The following is a 23,316-nucleotide window of genomic DNA, read 5'->3' on the forward strand; positions in this document are numbered from 1 at the left end:
GAAGACACCGTTCGACTTGCATGTGTTAGGCATACCGCCAGCGTTCATCCTGAGCCAGGATCAAACTCTCCATGATGAACTAATTTCATCAATCACAAGGTTGATTTTTCGCTCTTATTTAACTTTCACCAGCTCTTTTGTGAAGTTTTGATTAAGTTTACCAAAACTTGCTCTATCCTCTCACTTGGAGTGGTTTATAATTGACTTTTTATCCAAAAAACTTGGGGGCTTTAAAACTGTCAAACTATTGTATTGTCTTGGTTCTCACGCTTTGAGTGACCGAAGCCCCTCTCAACCGCGCATTTACCAATATAAGCAACATTTCTAATAAAGTCAACCCCCTTTTCCAACATTATTTGAGGATTTGAGTCCTTTTGGCTCTTAAAGTGTTTCCAGACTTGACTTTAAGAGATTTGAAAAAAGTTGAAATTGTTATATTAAACATTTTTAAATTGTTCTTTGGCGGAAGTAAATGATTCTTTCATCACAGACTGAATTTTCTTGGGGTCAGGTTTTTTCCCTCCCATTAAATCGCCGAAATAGACACAAGCGCCTTCTCCAAGTGACCAAGTATAAGCTGCTGCCCAAGATGCTGCAATAACGCTACCAAAACCAGGAATGAATTTAACTAATTCCCGCCCGATCGCTTGAGCCAAAAAGCCACCCGCGATCGCACTAGCAATTCCTCCAGCCTGAGAAGGGGATAAAGTCTGGCCATATAATTTGCCCAACAACCCAACTAGGGATATTTGCAAAGCAGTTAATACAGGCATTGTCGCAAAAGGCAAAGGAACAGCAGCTAAAGTAGCAGCCATAGTGGAAAATGCAACTAGATAACGTCTAGCCGTATCACGGTAAAGATTACCCAGTTCATCACTCATGCTGTTGTCTAATAATTGAGCAATCGTTCTCGATTCAGCTTCGGGAAGTAATTCTGCTATAGCTTCTGTGAATGCCTTTAAGCCATAGAAAGTAGGATTAAATTCATCTTCTTCAAGAGTAAAATCAATTAGGACAGAGCGATCGCAAAATTGCTTAAAGTCTTGTTGAATTGCCTGAAATGCTCGTTTAACTGCTTCATAGTTGGGTGGATATTCGGGGTGATCTGCCACGTCAGCAGGATAGATTTCATGTAGACAAGTAACTGTCAGCAAGCAAGGTATGTTGGGATAGTCTTGACGTAATTGTTTAGCTATCTGTTGCAAAGTGTCGGTAGCAAAGTCGTTGATTTTGACAGTGAGGATCAAAATTCGGGCGCGTTGAGTATCTTGCTCAAGTTCGGCTTTGAGTTCTTTAATAATATTTTGAGTATCTTGATTAAGATCTCCCAAGCCTACTGTATCAGTGAAAATTAATAGGGGAAGATCTTCTGAAGGATAAGCGTATCTTTCAGTATTTTGAGTATGAGGACGAAAACCCTGACCAACAATTTCCGCCGCTACTCCTGTTAAACCTCGAACAATTGAACTTTTACCCGCTTGAGGCTTGCCAATTAATAAAGCCTCGGTTGTCGGTAACTTTTCTCTGACAGTAGTTAATATTTCCGCAACTTGCTCATCGCTGACATTAAACCAACTAGTAGCTTTTTTAGCCACACTATCGGTAGGCAGCAATTTTTTTAAACGTCTTGTAGCATCATCTACATTTTTTGATGCTCGATCTTTCCAATCATTCAACCAGGAAAATTTGCTCATCTTTCGCTAAGTTATAGAAATTATGCGCCACAGCAACGATCTATACCTAGACTATCTAAAATTAAATCGCTGACGGCATTAGCAACAGCAAATTCGCTGTAAAAACTTCGACTAAAATCAAAGGCTCGCATTTCAGCAATAATAGCTATTACTAGTGAACCTAAATCGTTTTCTCCTTCCATACGTTGACGAACAAATATTTTGGCTGCTCTTTCGGCTATTTTGCCATTAACTATTTCGGGTAAAAACTCTTCATCTAACCAGATACGTAGAGAATCCCTGAGCCATGCTTCCTCTTTCTCAGGATGTTGTATGTCAGGTAAAGTTATAGGAGCGATTGGACTAGCAGAGTCTGTCATGGTAGTTAGTTTAGTTAAATTGGTATTTAAAAAGTCAATAATCAACTATGAGCTACTAATAGATTAATACAGGTAATTTTTAGTCTAAACATCTTTATTTAGAAATAGATGATTATAAAAGTATGGAAATTGATATTCCTGTAATTGTGGAAGGATACAGTCAGGGTTATTTTTTAATGGCGGGCGATGAGGGTCAGTTGGACTGGTATTCTAGTCGTCAGCGTACCCTTATTCCCTTAGACGATCGCTTTCACTATCCAAAATCTTTACAAAGAGTACTTAATCAAGAACGTTTTACTGTAGCGATTAACCGTGATTTTCCAGCAGTTTGTGAAGGTTGTAGCGATCGCGAGAGTACTTGGATTTCTGATGAGCTAATGGAGATTTATTTAGCTTTACATCAAGCTGGTTGGGCGCATAGTTTTGAGACTTGGCAGGGAGATGAGCTAGCAGGGGGAATATTGGGTATTGCGATCAAAGGCGCATTTATTGGCGAATCAATGTTTTATCGGATTACTGAAGGCTCGAAAGTGGCGATGGTAAAATTAGTTGAACATTTAAGGGCAAGAAAATATGTTGTATTTGATGCTCAATTACAAAACCCTCATTTAGAACGTTTCGGCTCGGTCATTGTTGCTTCAGAAGATTATCAGAAAATGTTGCACCAGGCTTTGATACGAGATTGCATTTTCCCCTAAGCTCATTAATTCTTTGCTCTACTTTTTATCTGCTATGGATATGTTGCCAAATACTAAAAAACGACCATGACATATGTGTCCATGAATCGCATCTTTCATTTAAATTCTTTGAAAATTTATTTAGTTTATTATTTAGTTTTTTTTAATTCTCTAAATTGGGTTGGAGAGGAGTAAATGTAGGCTAGGCTTTGATAGACCTCCTTTTTAGGACTTTAAAGACGTAAGTGTGAAACTAAACTAGCCTTCAAAATACTCCTATCCATTGTCTTTTCGCAAACTTAACGAGACTTCCCAATAAACTTATCCGTAGCTTCAAATTCGAGAGCAAAATGTTCAAGTAGTTTTAAATAGTTATAGTGTGAAGTTTATCGACCGCACAACAGCTTTTTTCAATATTCAGATTTTGGTAATTAGCCATATCTGGTAAAGATTGCGACTTGTACTAATGCTATTTACCTAGCAAATAAAGGATAATAGTTAGATAAGTCGACCTATTTATTCCCTTCAATCTGATGATACGCTATTGTGTAGATTCATAACGGGAGGTACTTGCTAGAATCTATCTTGGAAAGAAGCTTGGTGTACTTCTTTGTACCTGCTGTTAACCTAACACTCTTGACTTTACAAAACAAGATATGTTTAGCAACATTTACAGTATTTAATAAGCTGCAATATTGTCTTGATTTAACTAAATTTTTTCTGTTTTAAATTAATCATATGTCATCTACTGTTGTAATCAATTCCACTTTCAATCAGATTAAACCACTGTTAATTTTGCTAGACGGGCATTCTTTAGCATTTCGTGCGTACTATGCTTTTAATAATTTGAGAAACGAGCCTTTGGTCACTTCCCAAGGTGTTCCTACTAGTATTTGTTTTGGTTTTATCAACTCTTTATTGCAGGTATTAGAAATAGAATCGCCTCAGTCTATGGCGATCGCCTTTGATTTAAGTGAAGCAACTTTCCGTCATCAAGCTGATGTGAACTATAAAAGCGATCGCCTTGAAACTCCCGCAGACTTTATTCTCGATCTGCAAAATCTGCAAAAGCTACTTCAAGGCTTTAACTTGCCGATGATTACTAAGGCGGGATACGAAGCCGATGATATTTTAGGCACGCTCGCCACCAAAGCCAGTCAGGCGGGGTATAGAGTTAAGATTGTGACGGGCGATCGCGATTTATTTCAGATGGTAGATGATGACAAAGAAATTAGTGTTCTCTATCTCCACAATCAAGCTTTTCGGAAATCAGCCAGCAGCTACACTGAATTTGATCGTGCCGGGGTAATTGACAAGATGGGGGTTACTCCCGAACAGATTGTAGATTATAAAGCCCTCTGTGGTGATAAATCTGACTGTATCCCAGGTATAGCAGGAATTGGCCCTAAAACGGCAGTGAAGTTTTTACAGGAATATCAAACCTTATCTGGAGTATATGACAATCTAGACAAGATTAAAGGAGCAAACCAGAAAAAACTAGCTGAGGGGAGAGAAGATGCTTTTCATTCTCAGTTTCTCGCCCAAATCGAGATTAATGCCCCAATTGAAATTGAATTAAAAGACTGCGATTTGGTTGGCTTTGAGCCAGATAAGGTATTACCTCTTCTGGAAGAATTAGAACTAAAAAAAGTTATTAAAAATCTAAACAAGCTCCAGATCAAACTTGGTGGATTAGGGGAAATTAAACAAATCGATCTTATACCCTCTGCTGCTAAAAATGATAGCAGTGGTCAATTATCTCTGTTCGATCGGATTGAGCCAGAAGCGCCACCAGAATTATTTAAGCCTGAGTTAAACACCCAGATTATTGATACCGAAGAGAAGCTAGAGCAGCTAGTTCAAACCTTAAAGCAGCATAGCGATCCCCAAAAGCCTGTCGCTTGGGATACAGAGACTACTTCTTTAGAAACTCATTTAGCCAAATTAGTGGGGATTGGCTGTTGCTGGGGCGATCGCGATACAGATATTGCCTATATTCCTCTGGCTCATATAGCAGGAACACAACTAGAGGCAAAGTTTGTTTTAGAGACTTTAAAGCCTATTCTAGAGAGCGATCGCTATCCCAAGGCTTTCCAAAATGCGAAGTTTGATCGTCTGGTACTAGATCATCAGGGAATTAAACTGGCAGGAGTGGTATTTGATACGATGCTAGCCAGCTATGTCTTAAATCCTGAAACAACTCATAATCTGGGAGATTTATCAGAGCGCTATGGGTTAGAAATTACGGCGAAAAGCTACAAAGATTTAGGTATACCCAAAGGTAAAACCATCGCTGATTTAGATATTGCGGTAGTTGCTGATTACTGTGGTTTAGATGCCTATGCAACCTACTATCTTGTAGGTAAACTTAAAGCTAAATTAAGCGAATTTCCCGAATTAGCCAAGCTGTTATTGGATGTAGAACTACCTTTAGAACCTGTGTTGGCGACAATGGAAAATACAGGTATTAGATTAGATATTAAATATCTCCAGCAGTTTGCGCGACAACTAAATCAAGACTTACAAAAGCTCGAACAAGATACTTATCAAGCAGCAGGAGAGGAATTTAACTTAAGTTCTCCTAAACAACTGAGTGTAATTCTGTTTGAAAAACTAGGACTCGATCTGAAAAAATCGCGCAAAACCAAAACAGGTTATTCTACCAATCAACAGGTATTAGAAAAGCTGCGGGGAGATCATCCCGTCATTGACAACATGCTAGAACATCGAACTTTAGCTAAACTTAAATCCACCTACGTTGACGCTTTACCTGCTCTGGTAAGAAAGTCTACAGGAAGGTTGCATACAGATTTCAATCAATCAGTGGTAGCTACAGGTAGATTATCCTCTTCTAACCCAAATTTGCAAAACATTCCCATCCGTACTGAGTTTTCTCGCCAGATTCGTCAGGCGTTTATTCCTCAAGAGGGTTGGTTGCTAGTGGCGGCTGACTATTCCCAAATTGAATTAAGAATTTTGGCTCATCTAAGTCAAGAGCCTGTGTTAGTAGATGCCTACCGTAATGGTAAAGATGTTCATCGCGTAACGGCACAACTGCTGTTTGATAAATTAGAAATTACTTCAGAAGAAAGACGCTTAGGCAAAATTATTAACTTTGGCGTAATTTATGGCATGGGAGCGCAAAGATTTGCGCGTGAATCTGGTTTTAACACGGATGTTGGCAAGCAGTTTATTGAAAAATACCGCGAGCAGTATGCTCAGGTGTTTGGATATCTAGAAAGCGTCAAAAAACAGGCGATCGCTTTAGGTTATGTCAATACAATTTTAGGTAGAAGGCGTTACGTGAATTTAGTTAGCGACAGTCTTAAATCATTGCGAGGAACTAATTCAGCAGCAATTAATTTGGATCATCTCGATTACAGTTATACCGATGCTCAAACCCTTAGAGCAGCAGCTAATTCACCAATTCAGGGTTCTAGTGCAGACATTATTAAGCTAGCTATGATTAAGCTACAGGATATTTTAAAAGATTATCAAGCTAGATTATTGCTACAGGTTCATGACGAATTGGTACTAGAAGTTCCTCCTGAAGAATGGCAGGAATTACAGCCGATTATTAAAGCGACGATGGAAAATGCTGTCAAGTTGAGCATTCCTTTAGCCGTGGATATTAATGCTGGTAAAAATTGGATGGAAGCAAAATAGAAGAGCTATAAGCTATAAGTGAAGGCTAGTAAAACTCGCGCAAAGGCGCAAAGGCGCAAAGATTTTAGAGAACCTATTTAAGATCTCGATCTCTAAGAAGCTACTGCTAGTCTCCTAATCATTAGCCTAACGAAACATAAGATTGAGCTTGGTTGTTGCATTCGAGCTTATTTCTCTCAAAGTTGTCTATTGGTTGAACAAGCGATCGCCAAAGCTCTGATATTTTTTTGGCTTAGAAGCACCAGGATTTATTTTGTAATTAGCTGCTGAAAATACTCGACTTTATAATTTAAAGTCTTAGCTAATTCTAAAGCCTGCTGAAAATACTGCTTCGCCTCCTTTTTTTGCTCTAGCTTCAAATATATTTTGCCTAGGGTATCGTAGGTATTAATTAAGCCATAGTGGTTATAAGACTGGCGTTGTACCTTCTCTAGCTGAGTAAAAGTGGCGATCGCCTTTTGTTCTTGTCCTTGTTTGAGATATAGTTTTCCCAGGCTCTCTAAGGCATCATTGGCGATCGCTAATTGTTGTGTTGCGGATGCTAAGGTAAACCCTCGCTCATAGGCTTCTCTAGCCTTTGTAGTTTGGTTAAGAGCTTCATAGTCGTGGGCGATCGCCAATTCTAATCCTGCTACTTGGTCTAGTTTGTTATTCTTGGTATAGTTTTTGATTAAACGTTTTCTCTCGGCTATGGCTGGTTTAGTTTGACCAGTGCGATCGTAGAGATCGATTAAAGTAGTGAGATAAAAATTAACTTGCTCTGAATTAGATTTTGATTCAGCCAAAGTTAATAATTCTTGATAGGTTTTGACAGCTGAAGAATAGTCAAAATTGGCTACATAGAGTTCAGCTAAAATTTGGAGATTTTCCGTAACCGCAGCTAAATTCTGTTGCTGCTTACTGTTGTTTAAGATTTGTTGCTCAATGGCGATCGCCTGCTCCAGATATCTAACCTGTTGATAGGCTGTGGCAAGGCTTTCTAGTAATTGAGGAGATAAATTGGCAATAGTTATTCCTTTTTCAATCGTAATTAAACGATTAGCAATATTGCGTAGATCTACAGCTCGATTTTCTTGCCAAGCGATCGCGCCAACTTTACCTAAAGCCTCAATTTCCACCTCGGTATTAATAGCACGAGCAAGTTTTAACTGACGATACCATAGTTCAAATGCTCTATTCGTATTACCTTGTTGCAACTCCTGCGATGCCGTTTGCTGGAGTTGGTTAATTTTCTGCTCAAGGCGATAAATTTCAAAAGCAGATAACTTCCGTCTACCATAACCAGGTGGAATTACAGGATCGCGGCGATCTACTCCTGTTTGTAAAGGATTAGCTATTTGGCTTTGAGCTAATAATTGATGGTGAACACAAAAAAGATTAATACCTCCCGCTAATAAAACGCTCAATACAATCTTCCAACTATTCACTCCTTACTCCTCATTTCCCGCAAATGGATATACTCCAGTAATAACCTCATTTGCTTTTAATTGACCAACTCTCGCTCCTGGATCATTTTTGTCTGCTTTGACGAGGCTTTCGACAGGTAAGACTAGCCTGCGATCGATACTCGTAGTGAGAACAATATTTTCTCTACCAGTAGTCGCGATAATTCCCACCAAGGTATCTTCTTTGGTCGTAAATTGAATTGCTTGAGTTCCAATATCCCCTCGATTACCCAATCTTAGGGAGTTAACGGGAATCTGTTTACCAAATCCTAACTGAGAAATGACAGCCAGAGAATCCTCGGATTGTACATTACAACAACCCGCCAGATTTTCTTTGACTCGTAAACGCATAACCCTACTTCCCTGAGCATTTCTACCCATCAAAGGAATTTGCAGATCGTCAATCGGCAAACGTAAAATACGTCCTCCAGTAGTGGCGATCGCCATTTCTGTTTTAGTAGTAAAACCAAAATATTTAAGAGTATCTTTTTCTTTAAGCTTAATCAGAACTAATCCCCGATTGCCTAAAGCATCTAACTCTTGAGCAGCTAAACGTTTAATAATGCCCTTTTCCGTCAGCATCATCAAGTCTAAATCCTGATAATTTTCAGGGAGAAAGAAATGTGCCACCGTAGTCTTGGCATCTCTTTGTGCTGCGGATGATAGTAATTCTACAGCAGGTAATTCAGTAGTTTCCAAGCTGGAAGGGACTTCTTTAAGGGTTACGGGATAAGCTTTACCACTGTCAGTAACCACAATTAACTGATCGCGATCGCCAATCGGCTCTTGATGGAGGAGAAAATCTTGACCTTTTTGGGGAATAGTCTGATTAGCTTCTGACTCTGTAGATGGGTTTGACCAATAAATACAGCCAGAACTGGTCACCTTTAATTTAGCTTGAACAGAGCGTTCAAAACTAAGAGTCGGCGACACTGTTAAAGCGGGATTTGGGTCAACAGTTTGCTTCGCTGACTGAGCTGGAGATTTTTTCTGAGTAGGCGTACTAGGAAGATCTTCGCTAACTGCTACGTTAATAATGCGCGTGCGACGTCGATCGTTAAACTTGCGTTTGAGAGCGCGTAATTCTTTTTTAAGAGATTTCAACAGTTCATGGCGATCGCCTAAAATACTATTTAACTCGCTAATCCGTTCTTGAAGATCTGCTGATTCTGTTTCCAGCTTCTGTCTCTCTAAGCCTGTTAAACGGCGCATCGGCATTGCCAAAATTGAATCTCCCTGAGTAGGGGACAAGTCCAGCTCATCCTGGAGCCGTAATTTGGCAGTAGTACCGTCAGGAGCGTGGCGGAGGATTTCGATTACTGCATCAATCTGGTTTAAAGCCAGTAATAATCCTTCTACGAGATGCAGCCTTTGATTAGCCTGCTCTAATTCATGACTATATTGTCTTCTAAGAGTTGCTTCGCGGAATTTAAGGAATTCTTCCAGGATACCGCGTAAGGGTAGCTGAACTGGCTTATTATCCACCAATGCCAGCATAATTGTCCCAAAATTACTTTGTAATGCTGTCTGGCGATAAAGCTCATGCAATACTTTCTTAGCCGTAATGTCTTTTTTGAGTTCAATCACGACTCGCATCCCACTGCGATCGCTTTCATCTCGAATATCGGAAATTCCTTCAATTCTGCCTTGGTTAACTAAAGCTGCTACCTTTTCAATCCACCCCGCCTTATTTACTTGATAGGGTAGCTCGGTAATCACCAGCGCTTTTTTTTCTTTCCGACGTTTTTTCCCTGTGGCAATCTGTTCAATTTGAGTAATACCCCGCATCTTAATGATGCCTTTTCCCGTGCGATAGGCATCCTGGATTCCCTGAACCTCAACAATTTCACCACCTGTCGGAAAATCGGGCCCAGGTATCAGTTCCCAGAGTTTTTCGTCGGTTACGGTAGGGCGATCTATCAGGGTAATTAGACCATCCACCACTTCACCTAAGTTGTGTGGCGGAATATTAGTTGCCATGCCGACGGCAATTCCCGAACAGCCATTAAGCAGCAGAATCGGCAGCTGAACGGGTAAAACAACAGGTTCGGTTTGAGAACTATCAAAATTATCGCTAAAGTTAACCGTAGATTCCCCAATCTCCGTTAACATTGCCTCATAAGCGACAGGCGCTAATCTAGTCTCGGTATAACGCATTGCTGCGGGGGGATCGTTATCTACCGAGCCAAAGTTACCATGACCATCTAAAAGCGGATACCGAGTTGAAAAGCTCTGTACCAAACGAACTAAAGCATCATACACCGACTGATCGCCGTGAGGATGATATTTACCTAAAACATCTCCCACAACACGAGCGCACTTACGATAAGGACGATCTGGAGTCAGTCCTAATTCATACATGGCATAGAGAATACGTCGATGTACAGGCTTTAATCCATCTCGTACATCGGGCAAGGCTCGCCCCACAATGACGCTCATGGCATATTCCAGATATGACCTCTCCATTTCCTGATGTAGAGGGGTAGGGATAATCTGACCATTTCCTAACAAATTAAGCTGCTGTGCCATTCAAAATTCTCCAAAATTTACGGAAGAAGATGCCTGAAAATTAAGTCTAAAAGAAAACAGAATCATAAAGATTTAAAAATATAACGTGGTTAGGCTTTGATTGTGTACGGTTAAACTTTGCGATCTCGTCTTTTTAAGCCACAATAAACAAAAGCTGATCTAATTTTTAGCAGTTTTGATCCTCATCGTTTTTAAGCTTAAGTTTCCCTAATTCAACCAGACTTTCTGAGTAACATCCATGACAACGGTTTTGATTGTAGAAGATGATCCCATCAATTTGCGCGTTTTCTCCAAAATACTCGTAAAAAGAGGCGGTTTGCAAGTCAAAGGGACAGAAGTTGTCGAAGAAGTCTTACAATTTGCCCAATCTGGAGAAATAGATGCAATTTTAATGGATGTTGCTCTAGCGAATAGTTCTTATCAGGGTAAACCAGTAGATGGCATCAAAATCACTCAAATGCTTAAGGCAAACGACAAAACTGCCAATTTACCCATAATTTTAGTGACGGCTCACGCCATGGAAGGCGATCGCGAAAACTTTCTCAAACAAAGTGGTGCAGACGGCTATATTTCTAAACCAGTAGTCGATCATGAAGCATTTATTCATCAAATCGTTTCTTTAATCAATAAAACATAATCTAAAATTTTGCAATCAAGCTTAATCGATCTTCTTTTTCTCTGGACTCTATCTTAGTACAATAGTTCTTTTACTTTGTTTTTGGCAACTCTGATTGCGATCGGTTCGTAAGTAGGAAATAGGAAGTAGGAAGTAGGAAGTAGTATTTCAAATTATTGTCCTTTAACCTTTAACCTTTACCCTTTTCCCTGATCCCACAAGTCAGTTACCGGTTAGGTGCAAGATCTGAGAATACCCGACAAACGCCTTTTGCTGTCTTATCCCAACTAAAAAGCTTGGCTCTGGCTAATCCCTGGTGGATCAGATTAGTTTTTAATTCCGTATTAGTTAATATTTGATACATTCCCTGAGCAATACTCTCCACATTCTCAGGAGCGACATACAATACGCTATCTCCCGCGATTTCAGGAATAGATGTCACTTTAGAGGTAATCACAGGACAACCACAAGCCATTGCCTCTAATACAGGTAGTCCAAACCCTTCATACAGTGAGGCAAAAACTAATGCTTGAGCCATTGAATATAGGCTAGGAAGAACAGCGGTTGGGACATAATCGAGGAAGATAATCCGCTCTTTAGCAGCAAGTTTAGCGGTTTGACGCTCAATTTCGGGATAGAAAAAATTGTCTTTTTTTCCTGTAATCACAAACTGATAATCTTTGAAGGGTAAACTGTCAAAAGCTTCCAAACAGCGACTCAAATTTTTATAAAAGCGCATATCCCCCACATAAAGCAGGTATTTATTCAAGTTGTATTTCTGGAGAATTGCGCGATCGGGTTGAGGATAAAATAAATCCTGAGCATAGCCATTGTAAACTACGTTAATCGAGTCAGGATTCAGCCGATAGTTTTTGACCAGATCTTGCTTAGTATATTCAGAAACACAGATAATGCCTTGAGACTGTTTTAGGAGAAAAGGTAGAGCGTAAAGATAATAATACTTCCACTTAGGACTTAGTTCGGGATACTGGAGGGGGATTAAATCATGAACAGTAACTATTTGCGGAATACGAGGAAAAAAAATCCCTTCAGCTACGGGAGAAAAAAATAAGTCGGCTTGCTGACGTTTAAGCTGTTGATTTAATCTGGTTTGATACCAGAAAATCCGCTTAATGTGTCCTGACAAACCGCGATCGGGGGATAATGAGGGATCTACAGCAATAGTCTGCTGTGGATATTGAGATTTAAAGTAATCTGCTTGAGAATACAGCTGAAAATCAAACTGGCGCTTGTCGAGTGAATCTTTTAGGCAATCACCATTCATTAATTTAGCAATTAAGTTTTGATTAACTACCCCCAAACCACTACCTTGTTCTTGAATATAAGTGCCGTTGATAGCTATTTTGGGCATTTACTGATTACTAATTACTGATTACTGATTACTGATTACTGATTATTAATTACTTTTCGTCTCAGCGTTGCTGGATCGATGTATAATTCTGCTTTTTTCTCTATGCAAGCAAATCAACTAAAAAGCTAAAGGCTAATAGCTAAGAGCTAAAAGCTATATGCGTAGCGGTATCCTTTAGGACGTACAGATTACTTTTCGGTTTCATACTTCAAATCAGCAATGCCTTCGTCTCTTTTCATAATTGCATATTCTTTAAATCGTTCCAGATCGGCCATCACTGTAGACTCCACTACATCGCCGATTAAACTATCCATCAGCTTGCCAATAATCCCAGGAACAGCATAGGCAAAAGACATTTTAACAATACAACTATCTTTGCGATCGTAAAAGCGAATTGCACCTTTGTTAGGTAGACCATCTACAGATTGCCATTCGATTATTTGCTCAGGAACAATCTGAACAATACGAGACAGCCAAGAAAAGTTAAAACCTCCACTAGCTAGTTTCCAGCGCGATAGTTCGGGGTTTTCTTCTAAGATTTTGACCGACTCGATCCATTTCATCCAGATTGTCATCTGTTCGAGATCTGACCATAAACTCCAGGCTAATTGTATAGTTACGGGGACTTCAATTTGGACGGTATGTTCAAGCCAATCAGTCATCGCACTTCTCCTTTAAAGATTGTCGGGTGGGCTAGACCCTGTTTTTAATTACCTAATGTTCTCACAACTCACAACAACTATACCCACCCGATCTAAAAATGCGATCGCACTATACAGCCACCGCTTTTAACTGTTCAGCATGGGCTAATATTGCTTTGGCAGCCTGTTTTCCCGACATAGTAGCACCTTCCATACTGTCGATATAATCTTGCTGAGTATAGCTCCCAGCCAAGAAGAAATTATCTATAGGAGTTTGCTGAGGCGGACGATAGGGATCCATTCCTGGCGCTTCTCGATAGAGAGATTCTGCTAGCTTAACTACGCTGTACCAAGTCATGTTTAATTCTCTAGCAGAAGGAAATAGCTTGTGTACCTGCGCCAGTATTTGATGAGCAATATCTTCGTTCTTTTCCTTAATAAAAGGATCTCCTGGGGTTAAGACTAACTGGAGTAGTGAACCTTCCCCTGGTTTATAGTAATCTGCTGGACTGGTTAAAGCTAAATCGGCAAAACAGGAAAAGTCCGCATCAGGAGTATAGAGTAGATTATCGATTCCTACTGCCTGTTGTAATTGCTGGCGATTTTGCGCATCATTTAATTCTGTTACCCAACCATCGAAGCGCAACTGCACTGTGGCAACGGGAACGGCATCCAGCTTGTAGATGTTATCGAATTCTGGCCATTTACGCCAAGCTTGAGGAAGGACTTTTTTAATGCCAGGAACGTCACAGGCACAGACATAAGCATCTGCTCGGATAGTTTCGGTGGTTTCGCCATTGCTCACGACAATTCCTGTAACTTTCGTGATCTCGCCCGAATCTTCAAACAAGATTTCTTTAACTCGATGACGAGTATGAATTTTTGTACCTCGCGTTTCTAGATAATCGACAATTGGCTTGTGAAGATACTCACTAGGAGAGCCTTCTAACATTCTTAAAACAGAGGCTTCAGTTTTGGTAGCGAAAAACTGAAAAATGGTTAACATACAGCGAGCAGAGATATTCTCTGTATCAATAAAGCCCAAAGCATAGGCAATCGGATCCCACATCTTTCTCAAGCTGCCGTTATTACCCCCATGACTGCGAAACCAGTCAGCAAAGCTAATCGAATCGAGATTGCGAATTGTTTTCATTGCCCCTTCTGGGTCAATTAAAGCTCTGACAATGGGACTTGTACCTAAAGCTAGAGAGTTAGCTGCCTTATCAACTGTGGAGAGTTGCGAGGTAGTGAAAAAAGCCTTGAGACCGTTAAAAGGCGCTCCAGTCAGAAAGCGAAAATCTAGTTCGCCAATTTTCCCTCCTTCATTCACAAAAGTATGAGTGTGCTGCTTGAGACGTAGATTATCGATCGCACCGACCTTGGCCATTAAACCAAATAAATTATAATAGCAGCCAAAAAAGACGTGCAGCCCCATTTCTAAATGATTGCCGTCTTTGTCGATCCAGCTACCGACTTTCCCGCCCACAAACGGACGAGCTTCAAATATTTCTACTTCAGCACCCGCATCAACTAAATCAATAGCTGTTGCCATGCCTGCTAATCCTGCACCAACAATTGCTACGCGCATTAAATTTCCGATTTCTGAACAGCGGTTACTTTACATATTGTAATATAAATCGCTGCCCTGATTATTTCTCTTCACCAAATGTTTTAAGCTTGGCGAAAAAAGAAGACATGTCGGGCAAAGGAATAAATTGATGAATGATCTTACTTTTTGCCGTAAAATCTGACCAAAGAGGATTGGAAGATAATCCCCAATTATAAATTAGGCACACATTCCCAGCTGAGGCTGAACTCTTCAATATTGGTGCTAAATTTAGATTATCTCTTGGTTTGGTGTCCCTCAGTGTTGGATTCTCTAATACTTGTGCTGAGGCTGACATTTCAGATTTAGGCTGATATAAACTAATAGTGTCAGGTTCAAAGGTACTTGCATCTGAGTCTGACAGCTGGCAAAGATGTTTGGGCAATCTACGACAAATCAATCGTTCAAATTCATAAGTAAAATGAGGATTGGGAGTGCCGATACGCAACCAAACATTTAAGATTTGCTCAATCGAAATTGCTTTATAGCGTCCTAAGTAGAGTGCTTCGATAGTTGCCAGTCTAATCCAGTTAGCATGATACATCTCTAGCCAATACTCTAGGAGTTTTTCGGCCTGCTCGCGCCCTAAATCAAAAGCATAACTATCAATCAAAGAGCGAGCTTGTGCCAAGGATAAATCTTGAGTTAGTTCAGTCATTGATCTTTGTTAATTAAAGTTGCTTAAAAATACAGATTTTTTGATTCGAGAAACTTAAAGTCAAGTCAGAAGTAAAACTTCGATCTATTCTAGCGACTAAATTAAAATCTATCTAGATTAAATGCGATCGCACTTAATTTAATGAACAACTAGAATGCTTATTTAAGTTAAACGATTTATTTCAGCTTTATTTTGCCCCAAAATTATAATTAAATTAGCATAGCCCTCAAATAAAATCGGCAGGAGCAGGTTTGGGTTTAGCAATTGTCAGAGCGATCGCCGAAGCCCATAAAAGTTCGATTCGTCTTGATTCCCATTTGAGTATGGGATGCTCCCGTTTCCGGTTGTCTTACCTTTAGCAGCACAGAAGGTAATAGGGGAGAGATAGATAACAATCAACAATTAACAATTAACAATTAACAGAACCATGAAAAACTTCTCATGGTTTTTTAACAACACATTCATCAAGATTAATTTAAATAAAGTTTAAGCCAAGGTTAATAATTCAGATTCTTGAGAGGACTTTGAACTAGAAGCGGTTGAGAAAAGCGATTGGCTACGCAATGGTGTGGTGTAGCTGCCTTATGCATAGGCGATCATGCCTACCACCAGATGACTTAAATACTGAGGAAATGACCCCAAAAACTATATATCTAAGCAAATGTTTATTCAATCAATCAGCCTATTTCTGGCAGCGAAAAACTTTTTTAGTGCCTGTCTTAATTGCCATAGCGGGGATTATTGTCAGCTTGCCTGATAGTTTACCAATTCAGGGACGTTTAGCCTTATTTATTTTTTTAGTGGCGACCATTTTTTGGTCAATTACCAGCATCAATGCAGCTTACGTTGCTGTGGGTTCAGCAATCATGCTGGTCTTAACAGGGGCAATATCCCAGGAACAGTTTTTTGCTTCCATGGGTTCAGATGTAGTTTGGTTAATGATTGGGGCGTTTATTTTGGGCTATGCGGTTAAAGAGACTGGTTTAGCAGCCAGGTTAACCCACATGGTAGTAGCCAAAGCTAATAATGTTGCTAATCTTTTTTGGTTATTAACAACAGTCCTGATTCCTCTTTCTTTCCTAATTCCCTCAACTTCTGGTCGGGCGGCTGTAACCTATCCTGTCTTTCGTAGTATTACGGGGGCGATCGCCGACAAGCAAATTAGACGCACTCTCTGTTTATTGATGCCTACCATTATTTTGGTTTCTACCATTGTTTCTTTAACAGGTGCAGGTTCTCATTTAGTTGCTAACGATCTTTTAGAACAGATTGCCCAACAGGAAATTTCTTTTGGTCAGTGGGTGCTTTATGGTTTGCCTTTTGGGGTAGTTGCTAGTTATATCTCTTGCTGGGTTATTTCGCGGATGTTTTTGAATCAAAAACAGTTACAGCAGCCATTGAGCCTACCACAATTACCAGCGCAATCTTTGTCGCTCAAAGAACGCCAAACCCTTGGCATTTCGTTACTGATGCTGATTTTTTGGTTAACAGAAGCTTGGCATGGACTAGAAATTGCCACCGTCACCATGATGGGAGCAGTATTACTGACAATGCCTAAATTTGGGGTAATTCAATGGAAGAACAGTGTTAAAGCTGTTGCTTGGAATTTGATTATGTTCGTCGCAGCTACTTTAGTTTTGGGACGTTCTCTAATTCAGTCTGGTGCATCTAAGTGGATTTTCGATCACATTTTTCACTGGAGTGACGTTCGTAGTACCCAATCTAGTTTGATTATTTTTGTCTTGCTGGCAATTATTTCTCTCACCTCTCATATTTATATGACTTCTCACACAGCTAGGGCAGCAGCTTTAGTGCCTCCTTTGCTTTATCTTGCTAGCAGTTTAAACCTTAATCCAGTAGCAGTGATGTTTCTCAGTACTTTAGGGATGGATTATTGTTTAACTTTTCCTGTCAGTTCTAAAGCTTTGCTGGTTTATCAAGAGTTAGATGAAGGCGGTTTTAAACCCAAAGATTTGCTTCGTCTCAGTTCGGTGCTGATTGTAATTCATCTCGTCCTAATGGTCTTGTTTTATTACACCTGGTGGCGATGGGTGGGGTTGTCGCTTTGAAAAGTCAAAAGTCAAAAGTTAAAAGTTAAAAGTTAAAAGTTAAAAGTTAAAAGTTAAAAGTTAAAAGTTAAAAGTTAAAAGTTAAAAGTTAAAAGTTAAAAGTTAAAAGTTAAAAGTTAAAAGTTAAAAGTTAATAAAAATGACACTTAATATTTTAATTGCTCCCTCTGGATTTAAAGAAAGTATCGATGCCGAACAAGTTGCCGATTGTATTGCCAAAGGCATTGTCAGAGCTTTACCTGATGTCCGAATCCTCAAAGTACCTTTGGTAGATGGTGGAGAAGGCTTTACCAAAACCTTAGTTGCAGCTACGGGAGGGACGATACATCATCTGGAAGTAACTGGCCCTGTTGGCGAAAAAGTCACCGCTCATTTTGGCTTTCTGGGCAAAACTAAAGTTAAAACTGCGGTTTTAGAAATGGCAGCAGCAGCAGGCTTACGTCTTGTGCCTTCAGATTTGCGCAATCCTTTAATAACGACTACTTACGGTGTTGGCGAATTAATTAAAGCTGCTTTAGATGCTGGTGCGGAGAGAATTTTAGTTGGTTGTGGCGACTCTGGTACTAATGATGGTGGTGCAGGAATGGCACAAGCCTTGGGAGTAAAATTATTAGATGAACATGGCAAAGAATTAGGTTTAGGTTGCAGTGAATTAATTAAACTCAGACAAATTGACATTGACCAAAGAGATCCACGTCTCGATCGAGTACAAATTGATGTCGCTTGCAATTGGCATAATGTCTTGTGCGGATTTCAGGGAGTAGCAAGAGTCTTTGGCCCACAAAAAGGTGCATCTCCCGCAATTGTCGAACAGATGGAGTTAGCATTGGAACATTACGCTAGCGCGATCGCAACTCATTTAAATATCGATGTCAGAGAAATGTCTGGGAGTGGTGCATCTGGTGCTTTAGGAACTGGTTTACATGCTCTCATTGGAGCTAGATTATACCCCCGTTACGAAATTGTCATGCAATATTTAGAGTTGGATAAATTAATCCCAGAAGTCGATTTAGTGATTACTGCTGAAGGGTGTATCGATTATCAAACACCACGGGGTAAAATTCCTGCCGAAGTTGCCAAGCGAGCTAAACTTTATGGACTGCCTGTAATTGCTTTAGTAGGGACAATTGGCGAAGGTGCAGATCTGAATTTACACCACGGCATCGATCACTATACAAGTATTTTGAGCCATCCTTGTCAACTTAATGAAGCGATCGCTCAGACGGCAACTCTCCTAACCAATACTGCCGAACAAATTGCCCGTTTGCTTTTGGTAGGAAAACAAATTCGTCGTGCGACTTTCGCTGGATGGTAAAGTCACTGGCTTAATTGATACTTCTAATGGCTTCTAGTAACCCTCTGGCTTTGTTTAAGGTTTCTTGATATTCCGACTCAGGAACTGAATCCGCTACCATTCCCGCCCCTGACTGTACCGAAACTAGACATTGATTCTCGGAATCGGGGCGAACAATCATCGTCCGAATAGTGATGGCACTATTAAGTTGTCCTTCAAAGTCATAATAGCCGTATACCCCAGAATAAGGCCCTCGTCTTTCTGGCTCTAATTCGTTAATAATTTCCATTGCCCTAATTTTAGGAGCGCCACTTACTGTCCCTGCGGGAAAGCAGGCCTTGAGTAAATCCCAGGCAGTTTTATCGGGTTCAACTTCACCCACTACGTTACTAACAATGTGCATGACATGGGAATAGCGTTCAATAACCATCAACTCATCTACAGTAACGCTACCCTTAACGCAAACTCGACCGAGATCATTCCGCCCAAGATCGACGAGCATGATATGTTCAGCAACTTCTTTGGGGTCAGCTAATAAGTCGGCTGCATAAGCTTGATCTTCTTGAGGCGTTTTGCCCCGAGGGCGAGTACCTGCAATGGGTCTTAGAGTAGCGGTGAGTTTACCGTTTTCGTTGAAATCCGCCTTCACCATAACTTCTGGAGACGAACCAATCAGCTGCCAGTCACCAAACTGGTAGTAGCTCATGTAGGGAGAGGGATTAACTAAACGGAGAGAGCGATATAAATTAAAAGGATGTCCTTGATAAACAGTAGAAAGTCTTTGGGAAAGGACAGCCTGAAAAATATCCCCTGCACGAATATATTCTTTTACCTGGTTAACATTATCGCAAAATAGCTGCTTATCAGTATTACTACAGTAAACTATTCCTCCATCTTCTGAGGAACCGCTTTGATGGGGATTTTTCCAGGACAATACTTTAGCCTCGATTGGTAAAGGTAGCTGAAGCTTGAGCATTAATTTAGTTACGCGATCGCCAGCTAACTGATAGGCTTGTTCTATGGTCTGCTCCTGATCCCGTAAATCAGCATAGGAAATTGCCCAGATTTTGCGCTTTACCTGGTCAAAAATAATCACATTATCTACCTGCATCCAGACTCCATCGGGTAAATCTTCAGGCTGGAGTTCCTTAATCGGCACTCGCGGTTCAATCCAGCGAATTAGTTCATAACCCCAGACACCAAATAAACCACCAATACCAGGAGGCAGTTCTGGTAGTTTGACAGGCTTAATGGACTCAAGACATTGATTACAAATCTCAAACGGATTGCCTTTAAATGTATTAATAGAGCCATCGCGATGCGTCTGAGTCGTTGTTTCTCCTCTAGCTTCTAATACCCACATAGGGTCGCAACCCAAAAAGCTATAGCGACCCAATTTTTCTTCTCCTTCAACGGATTCTAAAAGAAAGTTATATGGTTGACCCGCACATACCTTATACCAAGCCGACACAGGTGTTTCCAAATCAGCAACTAATTCTTGATATACAGGAACAAAATTACCTTGTTGCGCTAGTTCAGTAAACTGATCGAAATTGGGAAAGATCATATTAGAGTAGGTGGGAAGTGGGAAGTAGGAAATAGGAAATAGCGCGAAATTCCGTTGCCCTAAAGGACTAGCTTCGCGTCGCGCGGGTCTCCCGCGTTGAGGAAATTTCGTAAGACGGAAGTATTATTTCAAAAATGCCCTAACGTTTTTGCGTATGGCTATATCTCTAAAAAGCTGATAGCTGATAACTTAAAACAGTATTACTAAAGATTTTATATTTAGACTAGCAACACCAGAAAACTGCCATAAAAAAGAAGGATAAGTCAGAAACATCATTTGTTTTTGCTTGATCCTTCCTCAAGTTATCTGCTGTGGGCTATACCTCGTAAGGTGCTTTCCCAGAAAACTTAATTGTAGCTGGCTGAGGGTTTTTACCAATTCCACGGTCTATTTTGCCGTGATATTCCCGTCCCTCATTCACTTTTTCAGGGAATACACCATCTGCGGGGTGCAAATATTGGATTTCTCCACTGGGGAAGACGCGATATATTTTGTAGTCCAGAATTTTTGGCTTAAATTTATTGCGCAATTGTGACCCTAAAGCCAAACACTGTTCTTTGCGCGCTAAATAAAGCAGATTCTCTCCTTCATTCATAATCGCTGCACCACCAGTAGGCATTTCAAAAACTTGCTCTTTACTGCTTGTCCAGGTAATAGCGTATTTTTCTTCTACTTCTGCCTTGGTTAGTAAGCCGCCTGTACTACCACCAAACTGGGGAGTTTTCCCAGAAAGCTTCATCTCTTGTGCCATGTTAATAAAATCCTCAATTAAAGGTATTTAGCGCATCCTATCATTCACTTCGGGGCAATATTGTGAGTGTGTCAAAAACTGTAACAGTTTTTAGCAGCGCTAGCTCACAGCACTGGAAATCATTTTCAAGTGACCGAGTTAGTTGTGTTGCCTTTTCTTACTTTTTATTACTTTTCTTAATGCTTTTTTGATATTTAGCAGAGAGAGAATTTTTGATTGGTTGCTTGTGTTTAGTTGCCTTGAGGGGAATGGTGAAATGAAAGATACTACCTTGCTCTTTGCCTGGGGATTCTGCCCAAATTTCGCCACCCCAGTTTTTAACCACCTGGCGACAGATTGCTAAACCTAATCCTGTTCCGCCAGCACTACGACGTAAAGCCCCTTCTTCTTGATAGAAACGGTCGAAAACAGTTTCTAAACTGCCAGGTTCAATACCTCTGCCTGTATCAGACACCGTAACTTCTAAGGTTTTAGCACCATTTGTTTTAACAGCGATCGCAATTGTGCCGTCAGCCTGAGTAAATTTGCAGGCATTATCTAGCAGCTTGGCTAATACTTCGACTAACCATTCACCGTCAATCTCAATTAGAGGCAGATCTCCTGGAGATGTGAGATTTTGGATTTTGGGCAGAGACTGTTCTAGTTTGCGCGCCTTAACATTACTAATTGCCAAGTCAATACATTCAGTAATAGACAAAGTTTCAATATTCCATTCCACTCCACCCCCTTCTAGGCGAGAAAGAGTGAGGAAATCTTGAACTAAGTTACGCATTCTTTCTGCATCTTTTAGGGCTGTATCCAGCATAATCTGGCTCAATTCTGAGTCCATATCTGGTTCACTCGCTAGACTCTCCAAACAGACTTGAATCGTTGACAGGGGAGTACGTAGCTCATGACCGACGATCGCGACTAAGTTAGAGCGGGTACGATCTAAGGCTTCTAGCTGTTCGTTCAGGTGTTCCAAGTCAGCATAGGCTTCTGCTTGAATCAGTGCTACCCCTACCTGAGTGGCGATCGCATCTACCAAGGCGATATCATCTGGTTTCCAGGCAATTGGCTCTTGGGCGCAATGGTGAAGTTCCATGACACCTAATAGTTTACCGTGATAAAAAATTGGTACTAATAGACAGGAACAAAGAGAGTAATTTTGAATTAGATTTTGAAAAAATTCTCCCGTACCTTTCTCCCAAGCTACTGTAGTTAGCCGTCGATCTTCCAGGGTATTATCAACGCTAACAGTTTCGGTTGTGGCGATCGCTTCTTCAAATAACGGATTATTGGCTAACTGCCACTTTTGCCCCTTAACCGATTTAATACCAGGACTAGTAAACTCTCGGTCAATGGTAGCTATAGCATCATTTTCGTGACAGCGATAGACAATACAGCGACAGACTTCTATCCCTTCTCCGAGTTTTTGTACCGCTACCTGCAAAATTTGCTTGGTATTGAGCGATCGCCTAACGGCATCAGTTACCGAATTTAACAGTTGTTCTTTTTGTTGCTTGACTGCCAGGGATTTATTAGCCTTAAGTAATTTATATTGGCTAGCCTGAAGATAAGTTACTAGCCTTTGGACAAAAGGATCGGGGTTAGCTAGGGGAGATTCTATTTGCACTGTCGCTTGAGTGATTGATGAATCGCTAATATATAAATTCTGAGCTTGGGCAATCTTATCTGCTAACTCTGGTCGATATACACCAATCCTCTCCAGCATGATTTTTCCTGCCTTCATCGTCACGGAGCGATCGAATGTCCAGATTCCTTCAAAGCGACGATTGGTATCCATTGCCGAAACGTATTTGTTATCGGTAACAGGCACATTGCGCTCACGACAGATCAAGCAACTAGCATAGTGCTGTCCAATAATTACCAAATGCCACTCTTGAGCCAGCGCATCATCCGATTCAAATGCCACGGTTTCATATTCTCCAGATCCGTTACTAAACTCTGTTTCTGGAGCAGCTAAAACATATACTTGATTTGATTTATGGGCGATTCGCCGATAACGATGGGATTCTTGACGATAAAAACGCTCTCTTTGAAAGCTCGCAATTACTAGAGGGGTATCAAAATCATTTAATACCAAATCCTCCATCGCATGAGATAGAGCGGTTAAGGAGGACTTAAAGTACATTTGTGGTCGCCAACCCGTACAATTATCAAGCAGCTGCTGCACCACAGATTTAGAAATACTCATCTATAATCTATAAAAATTTTTAGTTAAAAACCATTCCCGCAGGAATCATGGTAGCTTCGCTGGTCTTGAGTGGCGAAGATAGGCGACGAAAACTGCCCTACATCAATATCCTACAAAAAACTTGTTACCTTGCTGCGATTCGCAATCATAATTCGCAACAATCCAGCTAAATTGG

16 protein-coding genes and 1 rRNA gene are annotated in these 23,316 nt (G+C 40.5%); 5 read left to right on the top strand and 12 right to left on the bottom strand.

All coding sequences use genetic code 11. The features are described from left to right. The 3 genes from KME09_00315 to KME09_00325 all read right to left on the bottom strand — a co-directional run. Positions 1-76: ribosomal RNA gene (locus KME09_00315) — 16S ribosomal RNA — on the bottom strand; the annotation flags it as partial. 361 nt (positions 77-437) lie between these two features. Further along, complete coding sequence (locus KME09_00320) at positions 438-1,694, bottom strand: 50S ribosome-binding GTPase (GenBank protein MBW4532363.1); 1,257 nt, start codon at positions 1,692-1,694, stop codon at positions 438-440. Between the two features lie 20 nt (positions 1,695-1,714). Next, on the bottom strand, positions 1,715-2,053 hold the full coding sequence (locus tag KME09_00325) for a hypothetical protein (GenBank protein MBW4532364.1): 339 nt from the start codon (positions 2,051-2,053) through the stop codon (positions 1,715-1,717). Between the two features lie 122 nt (positions 2,054-2,175). On the opposite strand from KME09_00325, the gene aat reads away from it, so the two are divergent. Both aat and polA read left to right on the top strand, forming a co-directional pair. Then, complete coding sequence (gene aat, locus KME09_00330; GenBank protein ID MBW4532365.1) at positions 2,176-2,751, top strand: leucyl/phenylalanyl-tRNA--protein transferase; 576 nt, start codon at positions 2,176-2,178, stop codon at positions 2,749-2,751. Between the two features lie 717 nt (positions 2,752-3,468). Then, complete coding sequence (gene polA / locus KME09_00335; protein ID MBW4532366.1) at positions 3,469-6,396, top strand: DNA polymerase I; 2,928 nt, start codon at positions 3,469-3,471, stop codon at positions 6,394-6,396. 248 nt (positions 6,397-6,644) lie between these two features. On the opposite strand, the gene KME09_00340 is transcribed toward polA, so the two are convergent. Beyond that, positions 6,645-7,823, bottom strand: coding sequence for a tetratricopeptide repeat protein (locus KME09_00340; GenBank protein MBW4532367.1), 1,179 nt, complete (start codon positions 7,821-7,823; stop codon positions 6,645-6,647). 3 nt (positions 7,824-7,826) lie between these two features. Next, positions 7,827-10,370, bottom strand: coding sequence for a DNA topoisomerase 4 subunit A (locus KME09_00345; protein ID MBW4532368.1), 2,544 nt, complete (start codon positions 10,368-10,370; stop codon positions 7,827-7,829). 238 nt (positions 10,371-10,608) lie between these two features. On the opposite strand from KME09_00345, the gene KME09_00350 reads away from it, so the two are divergent. Then, positions 10,609-11,007 carry a response regulator gene (locus tag KME09_00350; protein MBW4532369.1) on the top strand — a complete coding sequence of 133 codons (399 nt, stop codon included), beginning with the start codon at positions 10,609-10,611 and terminating at the stop codon, positions 11,005-11,007. Positions 11,008-11,212: 205 nt separating this feature from the next. On the opposite strand, the gene KME09_00355 is transcribed toward KME09_00350, so the two are convergent. The 4 genes from KME09_00355 to KME09_00370 form a co-directional block, all read right to left on the bottom strand. Further along, positions 11,213-12,358, bottom strand: a complete 1,146-nt coding sequence (locus tag KME09_00355) for a glycosyltransferase family 4 protein (GenBank protein MBW4532370.1) — start codon at positions 12,356-12,358, stop codon at positions 11,213-11,215. A gap of 188 nt (positions 12,359-12,546) precedes the next feature. Further along, positions 12,547-13,020, bottom strand: a complete 474-nt coding sequence (locus KME09_00360; GenBank protein MBW4532371.1) for an SRPBCC family protein — start codon at positions 13,018-13,020, stop codon at positions 12,547-12,549. Positions 13,021-13,129: 109 nt separating this feature from the next. Then, a complete protein-coding gene (zds, locus tag KME09_00365) occupies positions 13,130-14,587 on the bottom strand; it encodes a 9,9'-di-cis-zeta-carotene desaturase (GenBank protein MBW4532372.1) in 1,458 nt (485 codons plus the stop codon). A gap of 61 nt (positions 14,588-14,648) precedes the next feature. Next, on the bottom strand, positions 14,649-15,263 hold the full coding sequence (locus tag KME09_00370; GenBank protein ID MBW4532373.1) for a hypothetical protein: 615 nt from the start codon (positions 15,261-15,263) through the stop codon (positions 14,649-14,651). Between the two features lie 563 nt (positions 15,264-15,826). Between KME09_00370 and KME09_00375 the strand changes: the two genes are divergently transcribed. Both KME09_00375 and KME09_00380 read left to right on the top strand, forming a co-directional pair. Then, on the top strand, positions 15,827-17,332 hold the full coding sequence (locus tag KME09_00375) for an anion permease (GenBank protein ID MBW4532374.1): 1,506 nt from the start codon (positions 15,827-15,829) through the stop codon (positions 17,330-17,332). 139 nt (positions 17,333-17,471) lie between these two features. Continuing rightward, positions 17,472-18,647: a glycerate kinase gene (locus tag KME09_00380; GenBank protein MBW4532375.1), complete on the top strand. Its 1,176-nt coding sequence runs from the start codon at positions 17,472-17,474 to the stop codon at positions 18,645-18,647. A 10-nt stretch (positions 18,648-18,657) separates the two neighbouring features. Here the strand turns inward: KME09_00380 and KME09_00385 are convergent, their stop codons facing one another. From KME09_00385 to KME09_00395, 3 genes are all read right to left on the bottom strand, one after another. After that, positions 18,658-20,193: an anthranilate synthase component I family protein gene (locus KME09_00385; GenBank protein MBW4532376.1), complete on the bottom strand. Its 1,536-nt coding sequence runs from the start codon at positions 20,191-20,193 to the stop codon at positions 18,658-18,660. A gap of 316 nt (positions 20,194-20,509) precedes the next feature. Next, positions 20,510-20,944 (bottom strand): photosystem I reaction center subunit II, encoded by a 435-nt coding sequence (locus KME09_00390; protein ID MBW4532377.1) that lies wholly within the window; start codon positions 20,942-20,944, stop codon positions 20,510-20,512. 157 nt (positions 20,945-21,101) lie between these two features. Continuing rightward, positions 21,102-23,141, bottom strand: a complete 2,040-nt coding sequence (locus tag KME09_00395) for a GAF domain-containing protein (protein MBW4532378.1) — start codon at positions 23,139-23,141, stop codon at positions 21,102-21,104. Positions 23,142-23,316: the final 175 nt, after the last annotated feature.

This window comes from Pleurocapsa minor HA4230-MV1 (assembly GCA_019359095.1).
GTDB lineage: Bacteria > Cyanobacteriota > Cyanobacteriia > Cyanobacteriales > Xenococcaceae > Waterburya > Waterburya minor.